Genomic DNA, 19287 nt, shown 5'->3' with positions numbered 1-19287 from the left:
CGACTCGGCCTGGGCACCTACCGCTTGCGCCCGGAGGCCTTCGCGGACTTGGCCGACTTGGCGGACTTGGCCGACTTGCCGGCCCGGGCGGCCTTGGGGCGGCGCACCATGGTGGACAGGTCCGGTCGGGCGGCGTGCGGCGCGGAGAACTCCCGGTTGATCTCGACCTGGCGGCGGATCCGCTCGGGCAGGTCCCGCATGGCCAGCAGACGGTCGCACGCCCGCAGGGCCCCGGCGTGGTCACCCACCCAGTGGGCGCTGATGGAGAACTCGAACAGCAGGCCCCACCGGTAGACCCAGGGCCTGGTGAAAAGCAGGTCGTCCGGTGCGGGCCTGTCGACCACGTCGACGAGGAGGGCGTACGCCGTGTGGTGGCGGCGCCGGACACGGAGGCGGGAGGCCAACTCTTGACTTGCACCTCGCCCTGAAGGGCGAGGATTCTGGCCTTCTCGATCGTTGCTGTGTCGCTACGCGGCACAGGGTGCGGTCGGGAATCCGTGGCTTCCTGTTTCTTCGCGCTGTGCCGGGATTGCTCCTGGTCCTACCGGCGCTCCGCAGGCCGATACCGCCAGTCCGGCGGCCGTCTTCACATTGATCGCGGCGTTGATGTCCCGGTCGTGGACGGTGCCGCAGGCGGCGCAGGTCCATTCCCTCGCGTCGAGGGGTTTGGGCCCGTCTCTGACGCCGCAGGTGGAGCAGGTCTGGCTGGTCGGCTCGAACCGGCCGATCTTGATCAGGGTCCGTCCGTACCGCTCCGCCTTGTACCGGAGCATGTTGATGAATGAGGCCCAGCCGGCGTCGTGGACGGACTTGGCCAGCCTGGTGCGGGCCAGTCCCGTCACCGACAGGTCCTCCACGGCGATCCCTTGGTTCTCGGAGATCAGCTTCGTGGAGAGCTGGTGGTGGAACTCATGGCGGGCATCGGTGACCTTGGCGTGGGCGCGAGCGACCTTGAGCCGGGCCTTGGCGCGGTTCTTCGAACCTTTCTGTTTGCGGGACAGTTCCCGCTGGGTCTTCTTCAGCTTCTTCTCCGCGCGGCGCAGAAAACGCGGGGAGCCGATCTTCGTGCCGTCGGACAGAACGGCGAAGTGGGTGAGGCCGAGGTCGATGCCGACGGTGCGGTCGGTGGCGGGCATCCGCTCGGCATCCGCCTGTGGGTCGGTGTCGATGACAAAGGAGGCGAAGTACCTGCCGGCGGAATCCTTGACCACGGTGACCGAGGTGGGGGTGGCGGGCAGCGTGCGGGACCACTTCACCTTCACCGCCCCGATCTTGGGCAGGTTCAGCCGGCCGCTCCCGGTGAGGGACCAGCGGGCGTTGGCGGTGAACCGGATCGACTGCCGGGCGTCCTTGCGGGACTTGAACCGCGGCGCACCGGTCCTGGGCCCCTTGCGGGTGCCCTTGAGGGAGGCGAAGAAGTTCTTGTAGGCGGCCTCGGCGTCCCGCAGGGACTGCTGCAGGACGACCGCGGAGACCTCACCCAGCCAGGAGCGTGAGGTGGTCTGCTTCGCCTGGGTGATCAGGCGGGTGGACAGCTCGCCGATCTTCGGGAACGGCTGCTGGGCCTTGCGGGCGTCCTCACGGGCACGCACCACGTCGTTGAACACGACGCGGGCGCACCCGAACGCTTTGGCCAGCGCGGTGCGCTGGCCGGGGTCCGGGTACAACCTGAAGGCGTACCTGAGCTGCATGACGGCCACGCTACATACTTGGGTTATGAGTGATATGCAGGAGATCAGAACTGGTCGGCACTGTGCTTTCGTGATGCATGTGCACTTGGTCTCCGTGACCAAGTTCCGGCACAAAGTGTTCACCGATGTTCATCTGACGCGCATGGAGGAGATCATGCGGTCGGTGTGCGCGGACTTCGAGTGCACGCTGGTGGAGTTCAATGGCGAGACCAACCACGTCCACCTGCTGGTGAACTTCCCGCCCAAGGTCGCCGTCACCAAGTTGGTCAACTCCCTCAAGGGCGTCTCCTCACGCCGTCTGCGCCAGGAATTCCCCGACCTGGTACGCCACTACTGGCGGGCCAACAAGCTCTGGTCCGGGTCCTACTTCGCCGGAACCGTCGGCGGCGCCCCGCTCACCGTGGTCAAGCAGTACATCGAACAGCAGAACCGGCCGGTGTGAGCACAGCCCGGCTCCACCGGGACCAGCAATCTTCTCGTGCGGGATGGCTCGCTCCCACACCGCTTCGAACGCCGACGCGCACAGCTCAACTGCGGCAGGGTCTTCCGTCTGGTCAGTGTGGACCCACCGGCCGACGCCGTCGAAGACGTTGAACTGGACAAGACGGCCGTCGAACAACCAGAAGTCGTTGCCTGGCAGGGCGAGGTCCGAGGCGCTGCGACGGGGCAGCCAACGGATCTGCTCCCCGGCAGCCACGTTCGTGAAGGTGCCCGAGTGCTCGAAGGCGATGTAATCACTGACGGGCTCCGAGACGATGCGGGCACGTCGGATGACCACACCCTTGGCCGTGACCTCCTGAACGAGGTCGAGCCAGGGACGCCACCACGAACCCCGGTCCTCCGGGTCGAGCCGGCGCCCTTGCTTCCACGCGGCGAAGCCTTCGATCTCGTTCTCAACGCCGTACGTGTCGCGCATCTCAAGATGCACGGCTGACTCCTGCTCGGAACCTGCGGGTCAAGAGGGCGTGTTCCCCCCGATCCGACCCGATGCTGTTCACCGGCGCCACGCAGAAGGCGCCCGGACCCTTACGGCCCGGACGCCTCTCGTCAGCTACACCCACTCGACCGTCGAGACGATGCCCGGATCTTGCCGAGGAGCAGGGAGCGGCGTGCGCCGCACAGAGCGGGAAGCCTGCTCGCGCTCCTTCGTCCCGAGTCCTCGAAGGATTTCGGTACGCTCCGCCTCGCTCATGCCAGCGAGCGTCTCAGCCATCCTCTGGACGGCATCGCCGCTGGTCACGGCTACTTCTTGACCTCAAGCGGCAGCAGCTTCTTGCCCGTCGGGCCGATCTGGATGTCAAGGCCGAGCTGGGGGCACACCCCGCAGTCGAAGCACGGGGTCCAGCGGCAGTCCTCGACCTCGGTCTCGTCGAGGGCGTCCTGCCAGTCCTCCCAGAGCCAGTCCTTGTCGAGGCCGGAGTCCAGGTGGTCCCAGGGGAGGACCTCCTCGTAGGTGCGCTCGCGGGTGGTGTACCAGTCGACGTCGACGCCGAAGGCGGGGAGCGTCTTGTCGGCGCAGGCCATCCAGCGGTCGTACGAGAAGTGCTCGCGCCAGCCGTCGAAGCGACCGCCGTCCTCGTAGACCGCGCGGATCACGGCGCCGATGCGGCGGTCGCCGCGTGACAGCAGGCCCTCGACGATGCCCGGCTTGCCGTCGTGGTAGCGGAAGCCGATGGAGCGGCCGTACTTCTTGTCGCCGCGGATTTTGTCGCGGAGCTTCCCGAGCCGCGCGTCCGTCTCCTCGGCGGAGAGCTGCGGGGCCCACTGGAAGGGGGTGTGGGGCTTGGGGACGAAGCCGCCGATCGAGACCGTGCAGCGGATGTCGTTCTGGCCGGAGACCTTGCGGCCCTCGGCGATCACCTTCATCGCCATGTCGGCGATCTGGAGGACGTCCTCGTCGGTCTCCGTCGGCAGGCCGCACATGAAGTACAGCTTCACCTGGCGCCAGCCGTTGCCGTACGCGGTGGAGACGGTCCGGATCAGGTCGTCCTCCGAGACCATCTTGTTGATGACCTTGCGCATGCGCTCGGAGCCGCCCTCGGGCGCGAAGGTCAGACCCGAGCGTCGGCCGTTCCTCGTCAGCTCGTTCGCGAGGTCGACGTTGAAGGCGTCCACCCGGGTCGAGGGGAGGGACAGGCCGATCTTGTCCTCCTCGTACCGGTCCGCCAGTCCCTTGGCGACCTCGCCGATCTCACTGTGGTCGGCGGAGGAGAGGGAGAGAAGGCCGACCTCCTCGAAGCCGGTCGCCTTGAGGCCCTTCTCGACCATCTCGCCGATGCCCGTGATGGAACGCTCGCGGACCGGGCGGGTGATCATGCCCGCCTGGCAGAAGCGGCAGCCGCGGGTACAGCCGCGGAAGATCTCCACCGACATGCGCTCGTGGACCGTCTCCGCGAGCGGGACCAGGGGCTGCTTGGGGTACGGCCACTCGTCCAGGTCCATGACGGTGTGCTTGGACACCCGCCACGGGACACCCGACTTGTTCGGTACGACGCGGCCGATGCGGCCGTCCGCGAGGTACTCGACGTCGTAGAACGCCGGGACGTAGACGGAGCCGGTCCTCGCGAGGCGGAACAGGACCTCCTCCCGGCCACCCGGCCGGCCCTCCGCCTTCCACGCGCGGATGATCGCGGTCATGTCGAGCACGGCCTGCTCGCCGTCGCCGATGATCGCCGCGTCGATGAAGTCGGCGACCGGCTCGGGGTTGAAGGCCGCGTGGCCGCCGGCCAGCACGATCGGGTCGTCGAGGGTGCGGTCCTTGGCCTCCAGGGGGATCCCGGCCAGGTCCAGCGCGGTCAGCATGTTCGTGTAGCCCAGCTCCGTGGAGAAGGACAGACCGAACACGTCGAAGGCCTTCACCGGGCGGTGGCTGTCGACGGTGAACTGCGGGACGTTGTGCTCCCGCATCAGCGCCTCCAGGTCCGGCCACACGCTGTACGTGCGCTCGGCCAGCACGCCCTCGCGCTCGTTGAGCACCTCGTAGAGGATCATGACGCCCTGGTTGGGCAGACCGACCTCGTACGCGTCCGGGTACATGAGCGCCCAGCGGACGTCGCTGGACTCCCAGGGCTTGACAGTGGAGTTGAGCTCACCGCCCACGTACTGGATCGGCTTCTGCACATGCGGCAGCAGGGCCTCGAGCTGTGGGAAGACCGACTCGACAGACATCGCGGGGGTTACCTTCGTGAGCTGACAGGGGTGACCATCTAGCGTAACGCCCCCGGAGTCACCCCTCGCACGTCCGGTCACCGCCAGAGCACACGACGCCTGGCCGTCGCTGCCGTACGCGCGGCCGTCGGCGCCACATCCCCCGCCTTCAGCACACCCCCCATCCCACCTTCGGAGCCACACGCCCCGCCCTCAGCACAGCCCGTCTCACCGCCGGCGCCGCACGCCCCACGGTCAGCGCCGCACGCCCCACGGTCAGCGCCGCACGCCGCACGCCGCACGGTCGGCGGGGTGCCGTCGGCGCCGCGCGCCCGGCCGTCAGAAGGGCATGTCGTGGCTGATCTTCGCCCACGTCTCCGGCAGCGCGCCCTCCGCCAGCTCCGCGCGCCTTTCCTCCCTGCCGTACAACAGCCCGTACGTGAAGGCGCTCTCCCCCGCCTCATGGGCCTGGAAGGCGAGGTCGCGCAGGGCCTCCCTGGCCATCACGCTGTCCTGGTGGTCGCCGAGGAGGGTCTGCAGGGACTTCATGTCCTTGACGAGCGCCTTGGCCGGCTTGCCGAGCAGGGGCTTCGCCGCCTCGGCCGCGTACCGGGTGCGCTTGGTCTTCTTGCGGGCCTCGTGCATGGCGAGGTCGCGGTCGGCCCCGCGCGGCTGCGCCAACGCTTCCTCGACCAGGGCCGCCACCTTGCCGAAGTCCTTCCTGACCGCCTTGGTGATCACCTTCTCGGGGTCGCCCCCGGCGGCCTCGAGCAGCGGCGGGTCCTTGATCACGGCGTCGAGGGACTTGAGCAGATCCAGATACCGCTGTCCGTCCAGCGCGTCGATCAGCTCGCTCCGGGGGCCGGTGCCGCCGTCCTCCTGCGTCCAGCCGCCCAGCCGCGTCCGGACCGGGCCCGTCACCAGGCTCTCGGGGAGGTCGTCCAGCGCCTCGCTGAGCCGTTCCGTGAGGACCTCCTGGTCACGGTCGACGCCCAGCTCCCCCGCCAGCCACTTCAGTTCCTCGCCGATCGGGTCCGTGACGGTCCGGTCCAGCACCTTCCCGAACGACTTGAAGGTGCTGCGCAGTCGGCGCGTGGCGACCCGCATGCTGTGGACGGAGTCGAAGACCTCCCGGCGGACGGCGGGATCGAGTTCGATGATCGCGTCGCGCTGGACGCGGGCGTAGGCGAGGACATGATCACCGGGGGTGACGGGTTCGCCCGGCGCCTCCGCCCCGTCCCGCTTCGTGTCGTTCTTCTGAGTCTTCTTCTGATCCTTCTTCTTGCTCTTCCTGGGGGCGGTCTCCTGCAGTGCCCTGGCCATCTTCGAGGGCGAATCCGACGGCCGTACGCCCGCCTTGCGCAGCTTCTTGTCGACCTTCTCCAGGAAGGCCGGGTCGCCGTCGTCGGCGAGTTCCACCTCGATCTCGGACCACTGGGCGGTCCGGCCGTCCTCGGTGAGCCGCTCGGCGACCACGGCGTCCACACTGACCTCGGCAAGGAGCGTGCCGCCCGCGTCGAACAGTTCGCTGACATCGCGAGTGGAGAGAAGTCGGACCAGCGGGACCAGCTCGGCCCCCCGGACCCGGGAACGCACGAGCCCCACGAGCTCGTCGGGCAGCGTGTCGGACAGCGGGGCCCGGATCTCGTCGCGAACACCCGAGGAGACGGGCAGCTTCAGATGCCAGCCCGCGTCACTGCCCCCCGTGCGGCGGCGCAGGGTGATGGAGGCGGCGGCGAGGCGTTCGTCGATGGTGTCGTAGTAGACGGCGTCCAGCTCCGCCACGCCCTTGTCCAGGACGGTCGCGACCCCGGCCACACCGGTGAGGTCCGGCAGGCCGCTCTCGTCGGATTCGTACTTCCGCTCGATCTCGCGCTTGGTGTCCGCCATGAAATGAATCTAGTCCTACTCCGAGCAAAGGGGCAGACCACCGCGCCCCCGGAGGAGCGTGGAAGCCTGCCCCGGAGCAGCGCGGAGCCCTACGCCGACATCGGGCGCTCCACTCGGATGGACTGCAGCAGTCCCACGGCCACCCACACCGCGAACATCGACGATCCGCCGTACGACACGAACGGCAGTGGCAGTCCCGCCACCGGCATGATGCCGAGGGTCATTCCGATGTTCTCGAAGGCCTGGAACGCGAACCAGGCGATGATGCCGCCGGCGACGATCGTGCCGTACAGCTCGGTGGTCTCGCGGGCGATCCGGCACGCCCGCCACAGGACGACACCGAGCAGCAGGATGATCAGCCCGGCGCCCAAGAACCCCAGTTCCTCCCCCGCCACCGTGAAGACGAAGTCGGTCTGCTGCTCGGGCACGAACTGTCCGGTGGTCTGCGAACCCTTGAACAGCCCGGTGCCGAGGAGTCCGCCGGACCCGATGGCGATGCGGGCCTGGTTGGTGTTGTAGCCGACGCCTGCCGGGTCGAGCTCGGGGTTGGCGAAGGCCGCGAAGCGGTTGATCTGGTACTCGTCGAGCACCCCGAGCTGCCAGACCGCGATCGCGCCCATCGCACCCGTGCCGATGAGGCCGAGGACCCATCGGTTGGAGGCTCCGGAGGTGAGCAGGACACCCAGCACGATGACCACCATGACCATGACCGAGCCGAGGTCGGGCATGAGTAGGACGATCAGTATCGGGACGGTGGCGAGGCCGAGGGCCTGGACGACCGTGCGGTGGTCGGGGTGGGCCTTGTCGCCCGCGTCCACCCGGGCCGCCAGCAGCATCGCCATGCCCAGGATGATCGTGATCTTCACGAACTCGGAGGGCTGGAGCGAGAAGCCGCCGCCGACGACGATCCACGCGTGGGCGCCGTTGATCGTCGCGCCCAGCGGGGTCAGCACCAGCAGGATCAGCAGGACCGAGATGCCGTACAGGATCGGTACGGCCGTGCGCAGGGTGCGGTGGCCGAGCCAGACCGTGCCGATCATCAGGGCGAAGCCGATGCCGGTGTTGAGCAGGTGCCGGAAGAGGAAGTAGTACGGGTCGCCCTGGTTGAGTTCCGTGCGGTTGCGGGTCGCCGAGTAGACACAGGCCGCGCCGATCAGGGAGAGCGCGATGGCCGAGAACAGTATCGGCCAGTCGAGCCGGCGGGCGAGCGAGTCACGGGCGAACAGCCGGGTCCAGCCGGAGCGTTGGGGCCCGTACCCGGAGACGGAGAAGCTGTTGCCGGTCATACGGACGCCCTCCGCCCCTTGCCGTTCCTGCGGTGGTCTGTGCCGCCGCCCGTACTCCGTCGGCCGCGGTCGTTACGCCGTCGGCCGCGGTCCGTGCTTCGGCGTGCGGCGCGGTTGCCGCTGCCGCCGCGCGTGCTGACGATCGCCGCCGGGCCGTCGAAGGGCACCGGCTGGGCGCCCGGCCCCGCGGCGACGGTCCGGGTGCCGTCCTCCGCGGCCTCCTTCTTGGTCTTCTTCGGCGGGTAGGAGTCCAGCTTCGGGCTGTCGATCGAGCCGTCGGACTCGATCTTCGGCAGGTCCTTCTGCGGGGTGGGCAGCAGCGCCTTCCTCTTGTCGATCTTGCCGTCCTCGGAGACGCCGTACAGCGCGTTGTACAACTTGCGCACGGCGGGGGCCGAGGCGCCGGATCCCGTACCACCCTGGGAGATCGTCATGACGATCGAGTAGTCCTTGGTGTACGTGGCGAACCAGGAGGTCGTCTGCTTGCCGTAGACCTCGGCCGTACCCGTCTTGGCGTGCATCGCGATCTTGTCCTGCGGCCAGCCCTGGAAGCGCCAGGCGGCCGTACCACGGGTCGCGACTCCCTCAAGGGCTTCGTCTATCTCGTCGCGGGTCTTCTTCGTCATCGGCAGCTTGCCGTGCGACTTGGGCGCGATCTCCTGCACGTTCTTGCCGTCGGCGCTGATGACGGCCTTGCCGACGGTGGGGTCGTAGAGGGTGCCGCCGTTGGAGATGGCCGCGTAGATGGTGGCCATCTGGATGGGGGTGACGAGGGTGTCGCCCTGGCCGATGGAGTAGTTGACGGAGTCACCGGCGCGCATGCGGTTGCCTTCGAGGCAGTTCTCGTACGCGATCTGCTCGGCGTAGGTGCCGCCCTTCTCGCCGTACTTGCACCAGGCGTCCTTGTTGGCCTTCCAGTAGTCCTGCTTCCACTGGCGGTCGGGGATACGGCCGGTGACCTCGTTCGGCAGGTCGATGCCGGTCTCGGCGCCGAGGCCGAACTGGTGGGCGGTCTTGTAGAACCAGTCGTTGGCGCCCTTGTTGGGCTTGATGCCGCCGTCGCGCTTCCACTCCTCGTGGGCGAGGCGGTAGAAGACGGTGTCGCAGGAGACCTCCAGCGCCTTGCCGAGGCTGATCCCGCCGTGGCTCTGGGACTCGAAGTTCTTGAAGACCTGGCCACCGATCGAGTACGAGCTGGAGCATTCGTAGGGGCCGTTGAAGGAGTAGCCGGCGTTCACCGCGGCGGCGGTCGGGACCACCTTGAAGATGGAGCCGGGTGCCGACTGGCCCTGGATCGCGCGGTTCAGCAGAGGGTAGTTGGACTTCTTGCCGGTGAGCTTTGTGTAGTCCTTGGCGGAGATGCCGCCGACCCAGGCGTTCGGGTCGTAGTCCGGGTTGGAGGCCATGGCGACGATGCGGCCGGTCTTGGCCTCCATCACGACGACGGCACCGGAGTCGGCCTTGTAGTTCGTCCCCGTGTTGCGGTCCATCTGCTTGCGTGCTTCCTTCATCGCCTCGTTGAGTTCGTACTCGGCGATGCGCTGCACGCGGGCGTCGACGCTGGTGACCAGGTTGGCGCCGGGCTGGGCGGGGTCGGCCTCGGCCTCACCGATGACGCGGCCCAGGTTGTCGACCTCGTAGCGGGTGACGCCGGCCTTGCCGCGCAGCTCCTTGTCGTACTGGCGCTCCAGGCCGGAACGGCCGACCTGGTCGGAGCGCAGATACGGCGAGTCGGTGTCCTGGGCCTTGGTGATCTCCTCGTCGGTGACCGGCGAGAGATAGCCGAGCACCTGCGCGGTCTGGGAGCCGCCGGGGCTGGCGTACCGGCGGACGGCCTGGGGCTCGGCGGTGATGCCGGGGAAGTCCTCGGAGCGTTCGCGGATCTGCAGGGCCTGCTTGGCGGTGGCCTCGTCGGTGATGGGGATCGGCTGGTAGGGGGAGCCGTTCCAGCAGGGCTGGGGCGTCTCGGAGTCGCAGAGGCGGACCTTGTCCATGACGTCCTGGGACTTCATGTCCAGGACGCCGGCGAGCTTGGTGAGGACGGCCTTGCCGTCGTCGTCCATCTTCAGCAGGTCGGTGCGGGAGGCGGAGACGACCAGCCTGGTCTCGTTGTCGGCGATCGGCACTCCGCGGCCGTCCAGGATCGAGCCGCGCACGGCGGGCTGCACGACCTGCTGGACGTGGTTGCCGGAGGCCTCTTTGGCGTAGGCGTCGCCCTCACGGATCTGGAGGTACCAGAGGCGGCCACCGAGGGTGCCGAGGAGGGAGAAGACGAGGATTTGGATGATGATGAGCCGGATCTGGACACGTGGGGTCCGCCCGGTCTCCGGGATGTTGGTCACTGTCTCCCCCTCTCAGTGCGTGTACGGGTGGTGCGCGTGGTGCCGGTACATGGAGTACACCGCTCGGCGGTGATCGGTTCCCACGCCTTGGCGAACCGTCGGCCGGGACGCCGGCCGCAGAACCGGCCGAGCTCTCCGACCGGCCCTCTGACGTGCCGTCACAGCCGCTTCACCCCCTTGATGCGTCCCGCCTTGGCCATCCGTGACCGCGCCACCTTGATACGGAGTCCGCCGCGCTGGTTGCCGATGCGCAGGCCGGTGCCGGAGGAGAGCCAGCCGGAGGAGACGTCGGACGCCTTGCCGGCGCTGTTGGTCTCGGCGAGCGGGTCGTTCTCGGCGCGCCGGGCGAGCGCCATGACGCCGGGGACGACGAAGGGCGCGAGCAGCAGGTCGTAGAGCGCGGCGGTGAACAGCAGGCTGGACAGGCCGACATGGCGGGCCGCGTCGTCGCCGACGAGAGCGCCTACCCCGGCGTAGAGGAGCGTCGCGCCGAGCGCGGCGACGACGACCACGGCCATCGGTCCGGTCGCCGACTTGAGCCGGCCTGTCTCGGGCTTGGCGAGCCCCGCGAGGTAGCCGATGACGCAGAGGACCAGGGCGTACCGCCCGGCCGCGTGGTCGGCGGGGGGCGCGAGGTCGGACAGCAGCCCGGCGCCGAAGCCGATGAGGGCGCCGCCGACATGGCCGTAGACCAGGGCGAGGCCGAGCACGGTGAGGAGCACCAGGTCCGGGACGGCGCCCGGTAGATGGAGTCTGGCGAGAACGCTCACCTGGATCACCAGGGCGACGATCACCAGGGTGGTGGAGAGCAGCATCCGGTTGAAGCGCATCAGGGGTTCAGCTCCTACTGTCCTACGTCCTACTGCTCTTGCGGCTGTCCGTCGGCGCCTTCGCCGGGTTCGTCCGCGCCCGGGGTGACCGTCACCGTCACGGTCGGGGTGGGCGTGGCCTTCGGTTTGTTCGGCAGGACGGTGTCGCGCGGGTCCTTGCGGGGCGGCTGGACGACGACGCCGACGATGTCGAGCTGGGTGAAGGCCACGAACGGCCTGACGTAGATCGTGCGGGTGAGGTCGCCGCCGGAGGGGTCGACGCGGGAGACGAGGCCGACCGGGACGCCGGGTACGAACGGCTTGTCGGCCTGCGAGCCGAAGGTGACGAGGCGGTCGCCCGCCTTCACCTTGGCCTTGCCGTTGAGGAGTTCGACGCGCAGCGGACGGTCGCCCTGGCCGGAGGCGAAGCCGAGTTCGTCGGTGGCCTCCATGCGGGTGCCGACGGTGAAGTCGGGGTCGTTGGCGAGGAGCACGGTCGCGGTCTTCGGTCCGACGGTGGTGACGCGGCCGACGAGCCCGTCGCCGTTGAGGACGGTCATGTCGCGGGTGATGCCGTCGTCGGTGCCGATGTCGATGGTGACGGTCCAGGAGAAGCCCTGGGCGGCTCCTATGGCGATGACCTCGGCGCCCTTGATGCCGTACTGGCCGTTCGCGGCGGTCTTCAGCATCTTGTCGAGTTGTCCGACTCTGCTGCGGTTGCGGTCGTCGCTGCCGAGGGACGCCTTCAGTTCGGCGTTCTCCTTCTCCAGCGCGGCGAGGCGGTCGTGGCGGGAGCCGGAGTCACGGACGGCGCTTATGGCGTTGCCGATCGGGTCGACGGCGGTCGACACGCCGTCCTCGATAGGGCCGAAGACGGTGGCCGCGCCATGTCGGGCACCGTCGACCGGTGAGTCCTCCCCGCCGCGGATGTCCACCGTGATCAGCGCGAACGCGACGGCGACCAGCAGCACCAGGAGCAGCCGGCTCTCTCGTGTGTCCCTCACGTGCGGCGGCCGTGCCTTCCTCATAGGAATTCGACAGGAATGGGGAATTCGGGTAGCCCCTGGGAATCCCGAGACGGGAACGACAGGGGCGCTTTGTGGGAGCGTATGCCTCGATATCAACGATCCGCCGCACGAGAAGAGAGTGTCCCGTACGGCGGAATCGAAGTGTTACGTCATCTGCGGGGCTGGGCGTCGAGCACCTGCTGCAACGCCTCGAACTCCTCGACACACTTGCCGGCGCCGAGCGCCACGCTGTCCAGCGGGTCCTCGGCGATGTGGATCGGCATTCCGGTCTCCCGGCGCAGCCGCTCGTCGAGACCGCGGAGCAGAGCACCGCCGCCGGTCAGGACGATGCCGCGGTCCATGATGTCGCCGGAGAGTTCCGGCGGGCACTTGTCGAGGGTCGTCTTGACGGCATCGACGATGGCGTTGACGGGTTCCTCGATCGCCTTCCGCACTTCCGCGGCGGAGATGACGACGGTCTTGGGCAGCCCGGACACCAGGTCCCGGCCGCGGATTTCGGTGTGCTCGTCAGCGTCGAGGTCGTACGCCGAACCGATCGTGATCTTGATCTGTTCGGCCGTCCGCTCACCGAGAAGGAGCGAGTACTCCTTCTTGATGTGCTGGATGATCGCATTGTCCAACTCGTCGCCCGCGACGCGGATGGACTGGGCGGTGACGATGCCGCCGAGGGAGATGACCGCGACCTCCGTGGTGCCGCCGCCGATGTCCACCACCATGTTGCCCGTGGCCTCGTGGACCGGCAGGCCGGAGCCGATGGCCGCGGCCATCGGCTCCTCGATGATGTGCACCTGGCGGGCGCCGGCCTGCGAGGAGGCCTCGATGACGGCGCGACGCTCGACACCGGTGATGCCGGACGGCACGCAGACGACGACCCGAGGACGGGCGAGATACCGCCGCTTGTGAATCTTCAGAATGAAGTAGCGGAGCATCCGCTCGGTGATCTCGAAGTCGGCGATGACACCGTCCTTCAGCGGACGTACGGCAACGATGTTGCCCGGCGTCCGCCCGATCATCTTCTTCGCCTCCGCGCCGACCGCGAGAATTCCACCGGTGTTGGTGTTGATCGCGACGACGGACGGCTCGTTCAGTACGATCCCGCGACCCCTGACGTACACCAGCGTGTTGGCGGTCCCGAGGTCGACAGCCATGTCACGGCCGATGAACGACATTGAGTTCCCCATCAGGATTCGTCTGGCCTTCCCAAGTGGAGCGCTGACGGCTTTTGAGAGCGTTTCAGGGCTTTTCGGGTCGGCGAAGTGGGTGCTGTGACGTGAAGGCTTACATCGTAGTCTCGCCCGCACGAACACTGCGCGAGGGTCTTCGCCATTGTGGGCATGCGTTGCACCGCCTCGCCTCTGGAGACGATCCATCAGGGGGGCGCGTTCCCCCGATCGCCGCGCATATGCCGTTGTACGGCCGGATTTTGGGCGGGTCGGCAGGTCAGCCGGGGGTAGGCCGTGTGGGTGGTGGCCGAGTGTTGCCAGAAGAGTAAGGGCGGCGGGGGCGGGACGGATCACCGGCCCCCGCCGTCGCGGACCTCGCTACGCGCGCCCGGGGAAGAAGATTTTCACCTCGCGCTCGGCGGACTCCTCGGAGTCCGACGCGTGGATCAGGTTCTCCCGCACGATCACCCCGTAGTCACCACGGATGGAACCGGGCTGCGCGGCGATCGGATCGGTCGGGCCGGCCAGCGCCCGCACACCCTCGATGACGCGCTCGCCCTCGACGATCAGCGCGACGACCGGTCCGGAGGCCATGAACTCGACGAGCGGCTCGTAGAACGGCTTGCCCTTGTGCTCGCCGTAGTGTTGCTCCAGCGTGTCCTGGTCCAGGGTCCGCAACTCCAGCGCGGTGATCTGCCAGCCGGCCTTCCGCTCGATACGGCTGATGATCTCGCCGGTCAGGCCACGCCGGACGGCGTCGGGCTTGAGCAGGACGAGGGTGCGCTGGCTCACAGTGGTGACTCCTTCTTCATGAGAATGCGGAACTCAGAGGCTCAGCAGTCGAATTAGCGAAACGTAATGATCCTATGGCAGGGTGTCACGCACACGCCCGGCGCCCAGGCGACGTCGGGCACCCTCCTCGGTGAGGCCGTGAGGCCTCACCGACCAGCGTCCGGAGGGGCGTGCCACGAGGGCTGGCAGCTAGCGCCGCGCAGTACCAGGGCACGAAGGCGACTGGCTCACATCTGTTGAGCGATGTTTGGCTCACCACACCAGTCAGAGACGCTACAGGGCGAGTCCGACGAAGCGTCAGGAAGCCCCGGCCCCGGTGGATACCTCCCCCGGGGCCTCCTGCGCCGCGAACCGGGCCTTCGCCTCGTCGATCTTCCGTCCGAAGTGGACCGATGCCCACCACAGGGCGGTGAAGACCGCGCCCATGAAGAACATGGTCGGGACGAAGAAGCCGGAGAGGATCAGCCCGATCTGGAGGGCCCAGCCGAGCTGGATGCCGCCGGGCCGGGTGACGAGGCCGCACAGCAGGACGCACAGGAACATCGCGATGCCGCTGACCGTCCAGACCGTCGACATGGTCAGGTCCGGGTCCTTCATGGCGACCAGCCCGGCGAGGCCGATGACGAAGAACTCGCCGATCAGGGTCGAAGCACAGAGGATTCGCATGTCGTGGAACTCAGCCCTTCCCCAGCAGCAGCCGGGCTTCGCCGACGGTGATGACGGAACCGGTGACGAGGACGCCACCGCCCGCGAACTCGCCCTCCTCCTCGGCGAGTGTGACCGCCGCCTCCAGGGCGTCGGGCAGCCGCGGTTCGACCTGTACCCGCTCCTCGCCGAACACCTCGACCGCGATCCCGGCCAGCTCGTCCGCGTCCATCGCCCGATGGCTCGCGTTCTGAGTGATCACGACCTCGGCGAAGATCGGCTCGAAGGCCTCCAGGAGACCCCGTACGTTCTTGTCGCCGCTGGCCCCGACCACGCCGATCAGCCGGCTGAAGTCGAATGCCTCACCGACCGCCTCGGCCGTGGCCCGCGCGCCGGCCGGGTTGTGGGCGGCGTCGAGCACGACGGTCGGGGACCGCCGTACGACTTCGAGCCGGCCCGGTGACGAGACCGCCGCGAAGGCCTTGCGGATCGTGTCCAGGTCGAGCGGTTCCGGGCGCTGCGAGCCGACGCCGAAGAACGCCTCGACCGCGGCGAGGGCGACGGCCGCGTTGTGCGCCTGGTACGGGCCGTGCAGCGGGAGGTAGACCTCGGGATACTCGCCGCCGAGGCCGCGCAGGGTGAGCATCTGTCCGCCGACGGCGACCTGCCGGGAGACGATGCCGAACTCCAGGCCCTCGCGGGCCACCGTCGCGTCGACCTCCACGGCCTTCTTCAGCATCACCTGTGCCGCGTCCACCGGCTGCTGCGCCAGGATCACGGTCGCGTCCTGCTTGACGATCCCGGCCTTCTCGACGGCGATCTCGGCGGGCGTCTCCCCGAGCCGGTCGGTGTGGTCGAGGTCGATGGGGGTGACGACGGCCACGTCACCGTCGATGACGTTGGTGGCGTCCCAGGTGCCGCCCATGCCGACCTCGACGACGGCCACGTCCACGGGCGCGTCCGCGAAGGCGGCGTACGCCATGCCGGTCAGCACCTCGAAGAAGGAGAGTCGGTACTCCTGCTGGGAGTCGACCATCTCGATGTACGGCTTGACGTCCTCGTACGTCTCGATGAACCGCTCGGCGGAGATCGGGGCGCCGTCGAGGCTGATGCGCTCGGTGATCGACTGGACGTGCGGGGAGGTGTACCGGCCGGTGCGCAGTTCGAAGGCGCTGAGCAGGGCCTCGATCATGCGGGCGGTGGAGGTCTTGCCGTTGGTGCCGGTGATGTGGATGGAGGGGTACGACCGCTGCGGATCGCCCAGGACGTCCATCAGCGCGGCGATCCGCTTGACGGAAGGCTCCAGCTTGGTCTCGCCCCAGCGGCCGGCCAGTTCCGTCTCGACCTCGCGCAGTGCCTTGTCGACGGCCGGGTCGGCGGGGCGCGTCGGTACGTCGCCCTCCGGCACGCCGCTCTGGGTGCGCAGGGTGCGGCTGCCGGCCTCGATCACCGCGAGATCCGGGTCACGGTCCGTCTCGGCGGCGATGATCTCCTCGAACGGGTCCATCGGCTCTGGCTGCTGCTCACTGCGTTCGCTCACGGGGTCAGTCTACGGGTGGGGCTCCGCCGAACTGGGGCGCCTCAGGGCTCGGGAGCACCCGTTGCAGGGCGGCTGCGGGTGATGTGTGGCTGGTCGCGCAGTTCCCCGCGCCCCTGGCGAGGCCGCCTCCTCCTCGACTGCGGGCAGTCGTGCCGCTGGGGCGGCACGGGTGGGCGCGGCGGCACCTCGTAGGCACCGAGTTGCGCGAAGTTTCCCGGCAAGCGGAAACCCCCGGTGCCCGAGAAGCACCGGGGGCCTTCAGCCACGTACATGCCAGGAGGGTTACGCCTTCGGGAGGCGGTCCAGCTGCGCGGCGATGCGTGCGATGTCCTCGTCCGCCTTGGTGAGACGGTCTCGGATCTTGTCGACGACCTGGTCCGGGGCCTTCGCGAGGAACGCCTCGTTGCCGAGCTTGGCCGTGGCCTGGGCCTTCTCCTTCTCGGCCGCCGCGAGGTCCTTCGCCAGACGCTTGCGCTCGGCGGCGACGTCGATGACGCCGGAGAGGTCGAGGGCGACCTCGGCGCCCGCCACCGGCAGGGTCGCGGTGGCCGAGAAGCCCTCACCCTCGGGCTGGAGGCGCAGGAGCTGACGGATCGCGGCCTCGTGCGGGGCCAGGACCGTGCCGTCGAGGGTGAGGCGGGCCGGGACGCGCTGGCCGGGCTGGAGGCCCTGGTCGGCGCGGAACCGGCGGACCTCGGTGACGACCCGCTGGACCAGCTCGATCTCGCGCTCGGCGGCGTCGTCGCGGAAGCCGCCCGGCGTGTCGGCACCGGGAACGAACACCGCCTTGGGCCAGTCGGCGATGACGAGGGACTCGCCTCCGGTCAGCGTCGTCCACAGGGTGTCCGTGACGAACGGGATGACCGGGTGCAGCAGCCGCAGCGTGACGTCCAGGACCTCGCCCAGGACGCGCTGGCTGACCTCGGCCGGCTCGCCGCCCGCCTGGAACGTCGTCTTGGACAGCTCGACGTACCAGTCGAAGACCTCGTCCCACGCGAAGTGGAACAGGGTGTCGCTCAGCTTGGCGAACTGGAAGTCCTCGTAGTACGCGTCGACCTGCTCGACCGTCTCGTCGAGGCGGGCGAGGATCCAGCGGTCGGTCGCCGAGAGCTTCGACGCGTCCGGCAGTGGGCCCTCGACGGTCGCGCCGTTCATGAGCGCGAAGCGCGTCGCGTTCCAGACCTTGTTGGCGAAGTTGCGGGAGGCCTGGACCCAGTCCTCGCCGATCGGGACGTCGGTGCCCGGGTTGGCACCGCGCGCGAGGGTGAAACGGAGCGCGTCGGAGCCGTACTTGTCCATCCAGTCGAGCGGGTCGACGACATTGCCGAAGGACTTCGACATCTTCTTGCCGCGCTCGTCGCGGACCAGGCCGGTCAGCGCGATGGTCTTGAAGGGGACCTCGCCGTCCATCGCGTACAGGCCGAACATCATCATCCGGGCGACCCAGAAGAAGATGATGTCGTGGCCGGTGAGCAGGACGTCGGTCGAGTAGAACTTCCGCAGGTCCTCGGTCTGTTCGGGCCAGCCGAGCGTGGAGAACGGCCACAGGCCGGAGGAGAACCAGGTGTCCAGGACGTCGGTGTCCTGGGTCCAGCCCTCGGCCTCCGTGCCGGGCGGCTGCTCGTCGGGGCCGACGCAGACCGTCTCACCGTCGGGGCCGTACCAGACCGGGATGCGGTGGCCCCACCAGAGCTGGCGCGAGATGCACCAGTCGTACATGTTGTCGACCCAGTCGAAGTAGCGCTTCGACATGTCCTCGGGGTGGATCTTGACCCGGCCGTCACGGACCGCGTCACCGGCCGCCTTGGCCAGGGGCGCGACCTTGACCCACCACTGCATGGACAGACGCGGTTCGACCGTGGTCTTGCACCGGGAGCAGTGGCCGACGGAGTGGGTGTACGGGCGCTTCTCGGCGACGATCCGGCCCTGCGAGCGCAGCGCGCCGACGACGGCGGAGCGGGCCTCGAAGCGGTCCTGGCCGAGGAAGGGGCCGTGGACGGTGATGATGCCGTGCTCGTCCATGATCGTCATGGCCGGCAGGTCGTGGCGCTGGCCGATCGCGAAGTCGTTCGGGTCGTGCGCCGGGGTCACCTTGACCGCGCCCGTGCCGAACTCCGGGTCGACGTGGGTGTCCGCGACGACCGGGATGGTGCGGTCGGTCAGCGGGAGCTTGATCTGCTTGCCGATGAGGTGCTGGTACCGCTCGTCGTCCGGGTGGACGGCGACGGCGGTGTCGCCGAGCATCGTCTCGGCGCGGGTGGTGGCGACGACGAGGGAGTCGTCCCCCTCTCCGTACCGGATGGAGACCAGCTCACCGGCGTCCTCCTGGTGCTCGACCTCGATGTCGGAGATCGCGGTGAGACAGCGGGGACACCAGTTGATGATGCGCTCGGCGCGGTAGATCAGCTCGTCGTCGTAGAGCCGCTTGAAGATGGTCTGGACGGCCTTGGACAGGCCCTCGTCCATGGTGAAGCGCTCACGGTCCCAGTCGACACCGTCCCCGAGCCGGCGCATCTGGCCGAGGATCTTGCCGCCGTACTCCTCCTTCCACTGCCAGACGCGCTCGACGAACTCCTCGCGCCCCAAGTCATGGCGGGACTTGCCCTCTTCGGCGAGCTGCTGCTCGACCTTGTTCTGGGTGGCGATGCCGGCGTGGTCCATGCCGGGGAGCCAGAGGGACTCGTAACCCTGCATGCGCTTGCGGCGCGTGAGGGCGTCCATGAGGGTGTGCTGGAAGGCGTGCCCGAGGTGCAGGCTGCCGGTGACGTTCGGCGGCGGGATGACGATGGTGTACGCGGGCTTGTCGCTCTTGGCGTCGGCCGCGAAGTAACCGCGCTCCACCCAGCGCTCGTACAGCGGCCCCTCTACATCGGCCGGCGCGTACTGGGTCGGCAGATCGGTGGCGGGCGCTGGAGGCTGCTGCTGAGCGTTCTCGGTCACCCGCTCAGTTTAGG

At 68.6% G+C, this 19287-nt stretch carries 14 protein-coding genes and 1 pseudogene; 1 reads left to right on the top strand and 14 read right to left on the bottom strand.

Annotated elements, in window-relative coordinates; genetic code table 11:
• Positions 1-17: 17 nt before the first annotated feature.
• Positions 18-404: a hypothetical protein gene (locus OG622_RS33010; protein WP_371580276.1), complete on the bottom strand. Its 387-nt coding sequence runs from the start codon at positions 402-404 to the stop codon at positions 18-20.
• A gap of 63 nt (positions 405-467) precedes the next feature.
• Entirely contained in the window at positions 468-1691 is a 1224-nt protein-coding gene (locus tag OG622_RS33005) for an RNA-guided endonuclease InsQ/TnpB family protein (RefSeq protein WP_371580275.1), read from the bottom strand.
• Positions 1692-1716: 25 nt separating this feature from the next.
• Between OG622_RS33005 and tnpA the strand changes: the two genes are divergently transcribed.
• Positions 1717-2133, top strand: coding sequence for an IS200/IS605 family transposase (gene tnpA / locus OG622_RS33000; RefSeq protein ID WP_371580274.1), 417 nt, complete (start codon positions 1717-1719; stop codon positions 2131-2133).
• 30 nt (positions 2134-2163) lie between these two features.
• Here tnpA and OG622_RS32995 read toward each other — a convergent pair.
• The 12 genes and pseudogenes from OG622_RS32995 to OG622_RS32940 form a co-directional block, all read right to left on the bottom strand.
• A pseudogene (locus tag OG622_RS32995) lies at positions 2164-2607 on the bottom strand (DUF6879 family protein); the annotation flags it as partial.
• Between the two features lie 326 nt (positions 2608-2933).
• Entirely contained in the window at positions 2934-4859 is a 1926-nt protein-coding gene (locus OG622_RS32990) for a TIGR03960 family B12-binding radical SAM protein (RefSeq protein ID WP_371580273.1), read from the bottom strand.
• 318 nt (positions 4860-5177) lie between these two features.
• Positions 5178-6728 carry a CHAD domain-containing protein gene (locus tag OG622_RS32985; protein WP_371580271.1) on the bottom strand — a complete coding sequence of 517 codons (1551 nt, stop codon included), beginning with the start codon at positions 6726-6728 and terminating at the stop codon, positions 5178-5180.
• Between the two features lie 89 nt (positions 6729-6817).
• On the bottom strand, positions 6818-8014 hold the full coding sequence (gene rodA, locus OG622_RS32980) for a rod shape-determining protein RodA (RefSeq protein WP_371580270.1): 1197 nt from the start codon (positions 8012-8014) through the stop codon (positions 6818-6820).
• On the bottom strand, positions 8011-10356 hold the full coding sequence (gene mrdA / locus OG622_RS32975) for a penicillin-binding protein 2 (RefSeq protein ID WP_371580269.1): 2346 nt from the start codon (positions 10354-10356) through the stop codon (positions 8011-8013). The genes rodA and mrdA overlap by 4 nt, the downstream gene beginning before the upstream one ends.
• A 158-nt stretch (positions 10357-10514) precedes the next feature.
• Positions 10515-11186, bottom strand: a complete 672-nt coding sequence (mreD, locus tag OG622_RS32970) for a rod shape-determining protein MreD (RefSeq protein WP_371580268.1) — start codon at positions 11184-11186, stop codon at positions 10515-10517.
• A gap of 29 nt (positions 11187-11215) precedes the next feature.
• Complete coding sequence (mreC, locus tag OG622_RS32965) at positions 11216-12169, bottom strand: rod shape-determining protein MreC (protein ID WP_371580267.1); 954 nt, start codon at positions 12167-12169, stop codon at positions 11216-11218.
• Between the two features lie 173 nt (positions 12170-12342).
• Positions 12343-13362, bottom strand: coding sequence for a rod shape-determining protein (locus OG622_RS32960; RefSeq protein ID WP_371584296.1), 1020 nt, complete (start codon positions 13360-13362; stop codon positions 12343-12345).
• Positions 13363-13734: 372 nt separating this feature from the next.
• The gene (gene ndk, locus OG622_RS32955; RefSeq protein ID WP_319064820.1) at positions 13735-14148 is read right to left on the bottom strand and encodes a nucleoside-diphosphate kinase; all 414 of its coding nucleotides are present in this window, start codon (positions 14146-14148) and stop codon (positions 13735-13737) included.
• Positions 14149-14445: 297 nt separating this feature from the next.
• Positions 14446-14814, bottom strand: a complete 369-nt coding sequence (locus OG622_RS32950; RefSeq protein WP_371580266.1) for a DUF4233 domain-containing protein — start codon at positions 14812-14814, stop codon at positions 14446-14448.
• A 10-nt stretch (positions 14815-14824) separates the two neighbouring features.
• Positions 14825-16300 carry a folylpolyglutamate synthase/dihydrofolate synthase family protein gene (locus OG622_RS32945; protein ID WP_371584295.1) on the bottom strand — a complete coding sequence of 492 codons (1476 nt, stop codon included), beginning with the start codon at positions 16298-16300 and terminating at the stop codon, positions 14825-14827.
• A 315-nt stretch (positions 16301-16615) separates the two neighbouring features.
• Positions 16616-19273 (bottom strand): valine--tRNA ligase, encoded by a 2658-nt coding sequence (locus tag OG622_RS32940; RefSeq protein WP_371580265.1) that lies wholly within the window; start codon positions 19271-19273, stop codon positions 16616-16618.
• Between the last annotated feature and the right edge of the window lie 14 nt (positions 19274-19287).

It is taken from the genome of Streptomyces sp. NBC_01314, from assembly GCF_041435215.1.
Taxonomy (GTDB): domain Bacteria; phylum Actinomycetota; class Actinomycetes; order Streptomycetales; family Streptomycetaceae; genus Streptomyces.
This window is presented reverse-complemented; position numbering and strand designations above follow the sequence as displayed.

What these genes read in the sequence shown, in the direction of transcription:
- OG622_RS33005 (WP_371580275.1), bottom strand. Translation starts at nt 1,691, where the DNA reads ATGCAGCTCAGGTACGCCTTCAGGTTGTACCCGGACCCCGGCCAGCGC.
- tnpA (WP_371580274.1), top strand. Translation starts at nt 1,717, where the DNA reads ATGAGTGATATGCAGGAGATCAGAACTGGTCGGCACTGTGCTTTCGTG.
- OG622_RS32990 (WP_371580273.1), bottom strand. Translation starts at nt 4,859, where the DNA reads ATGTCTGTCGAGTCGGTCTTCCCACAGCTCGAGGCCCTGCTGCCGCAT.
- OG622_RS32985 (WP_371580271.1), bottom strand. Translation starts at nt 6,728, where the DNA reads ATGGCGGACACCAAGCGCGAGATCGAGCGGAAGTACGAATCCGACGAG.
- rodA (WP_371580270.1), bottom strand. Translation starts at nt 8,014, where the DNA reads ATGACCGGCAACAGCTTCTCCGTCTCCGGGTACGGGCCCCAACGCTCC.
- mreD (WP_371580268.1), bottom strand. Translation starts at nt 11,186, where the DNA reads ATGCGCTTCAACCGGATGCTGCTCTCCACCACCCTGGTGATCGTCGCC.
- OG622_RS32960 (WP_371584296.1), bottom strand. Translation starts at nt 13,362, where the DNA reads ATGTCGTTCATCGGCCGTGACATGGCTGTCGACCTCGGGACCGCCAAC.
- OG622_RS32950 (WP_371580266.1), bottom strand. Translation starts at nt 14,814, where the DNA reads ATGCGAATCCTCTGTGCTTCGACCCTGATCGGCGAGTTCTTCGTCATC.
- OG622_RS32945 (WP_371584295.1), bottom strand. Translation starts at nt 16,300, where the DNA reads ATGGACCCGTTCGAGGAGATCATCGCCGCCGAGACGGACCGTGACCCG.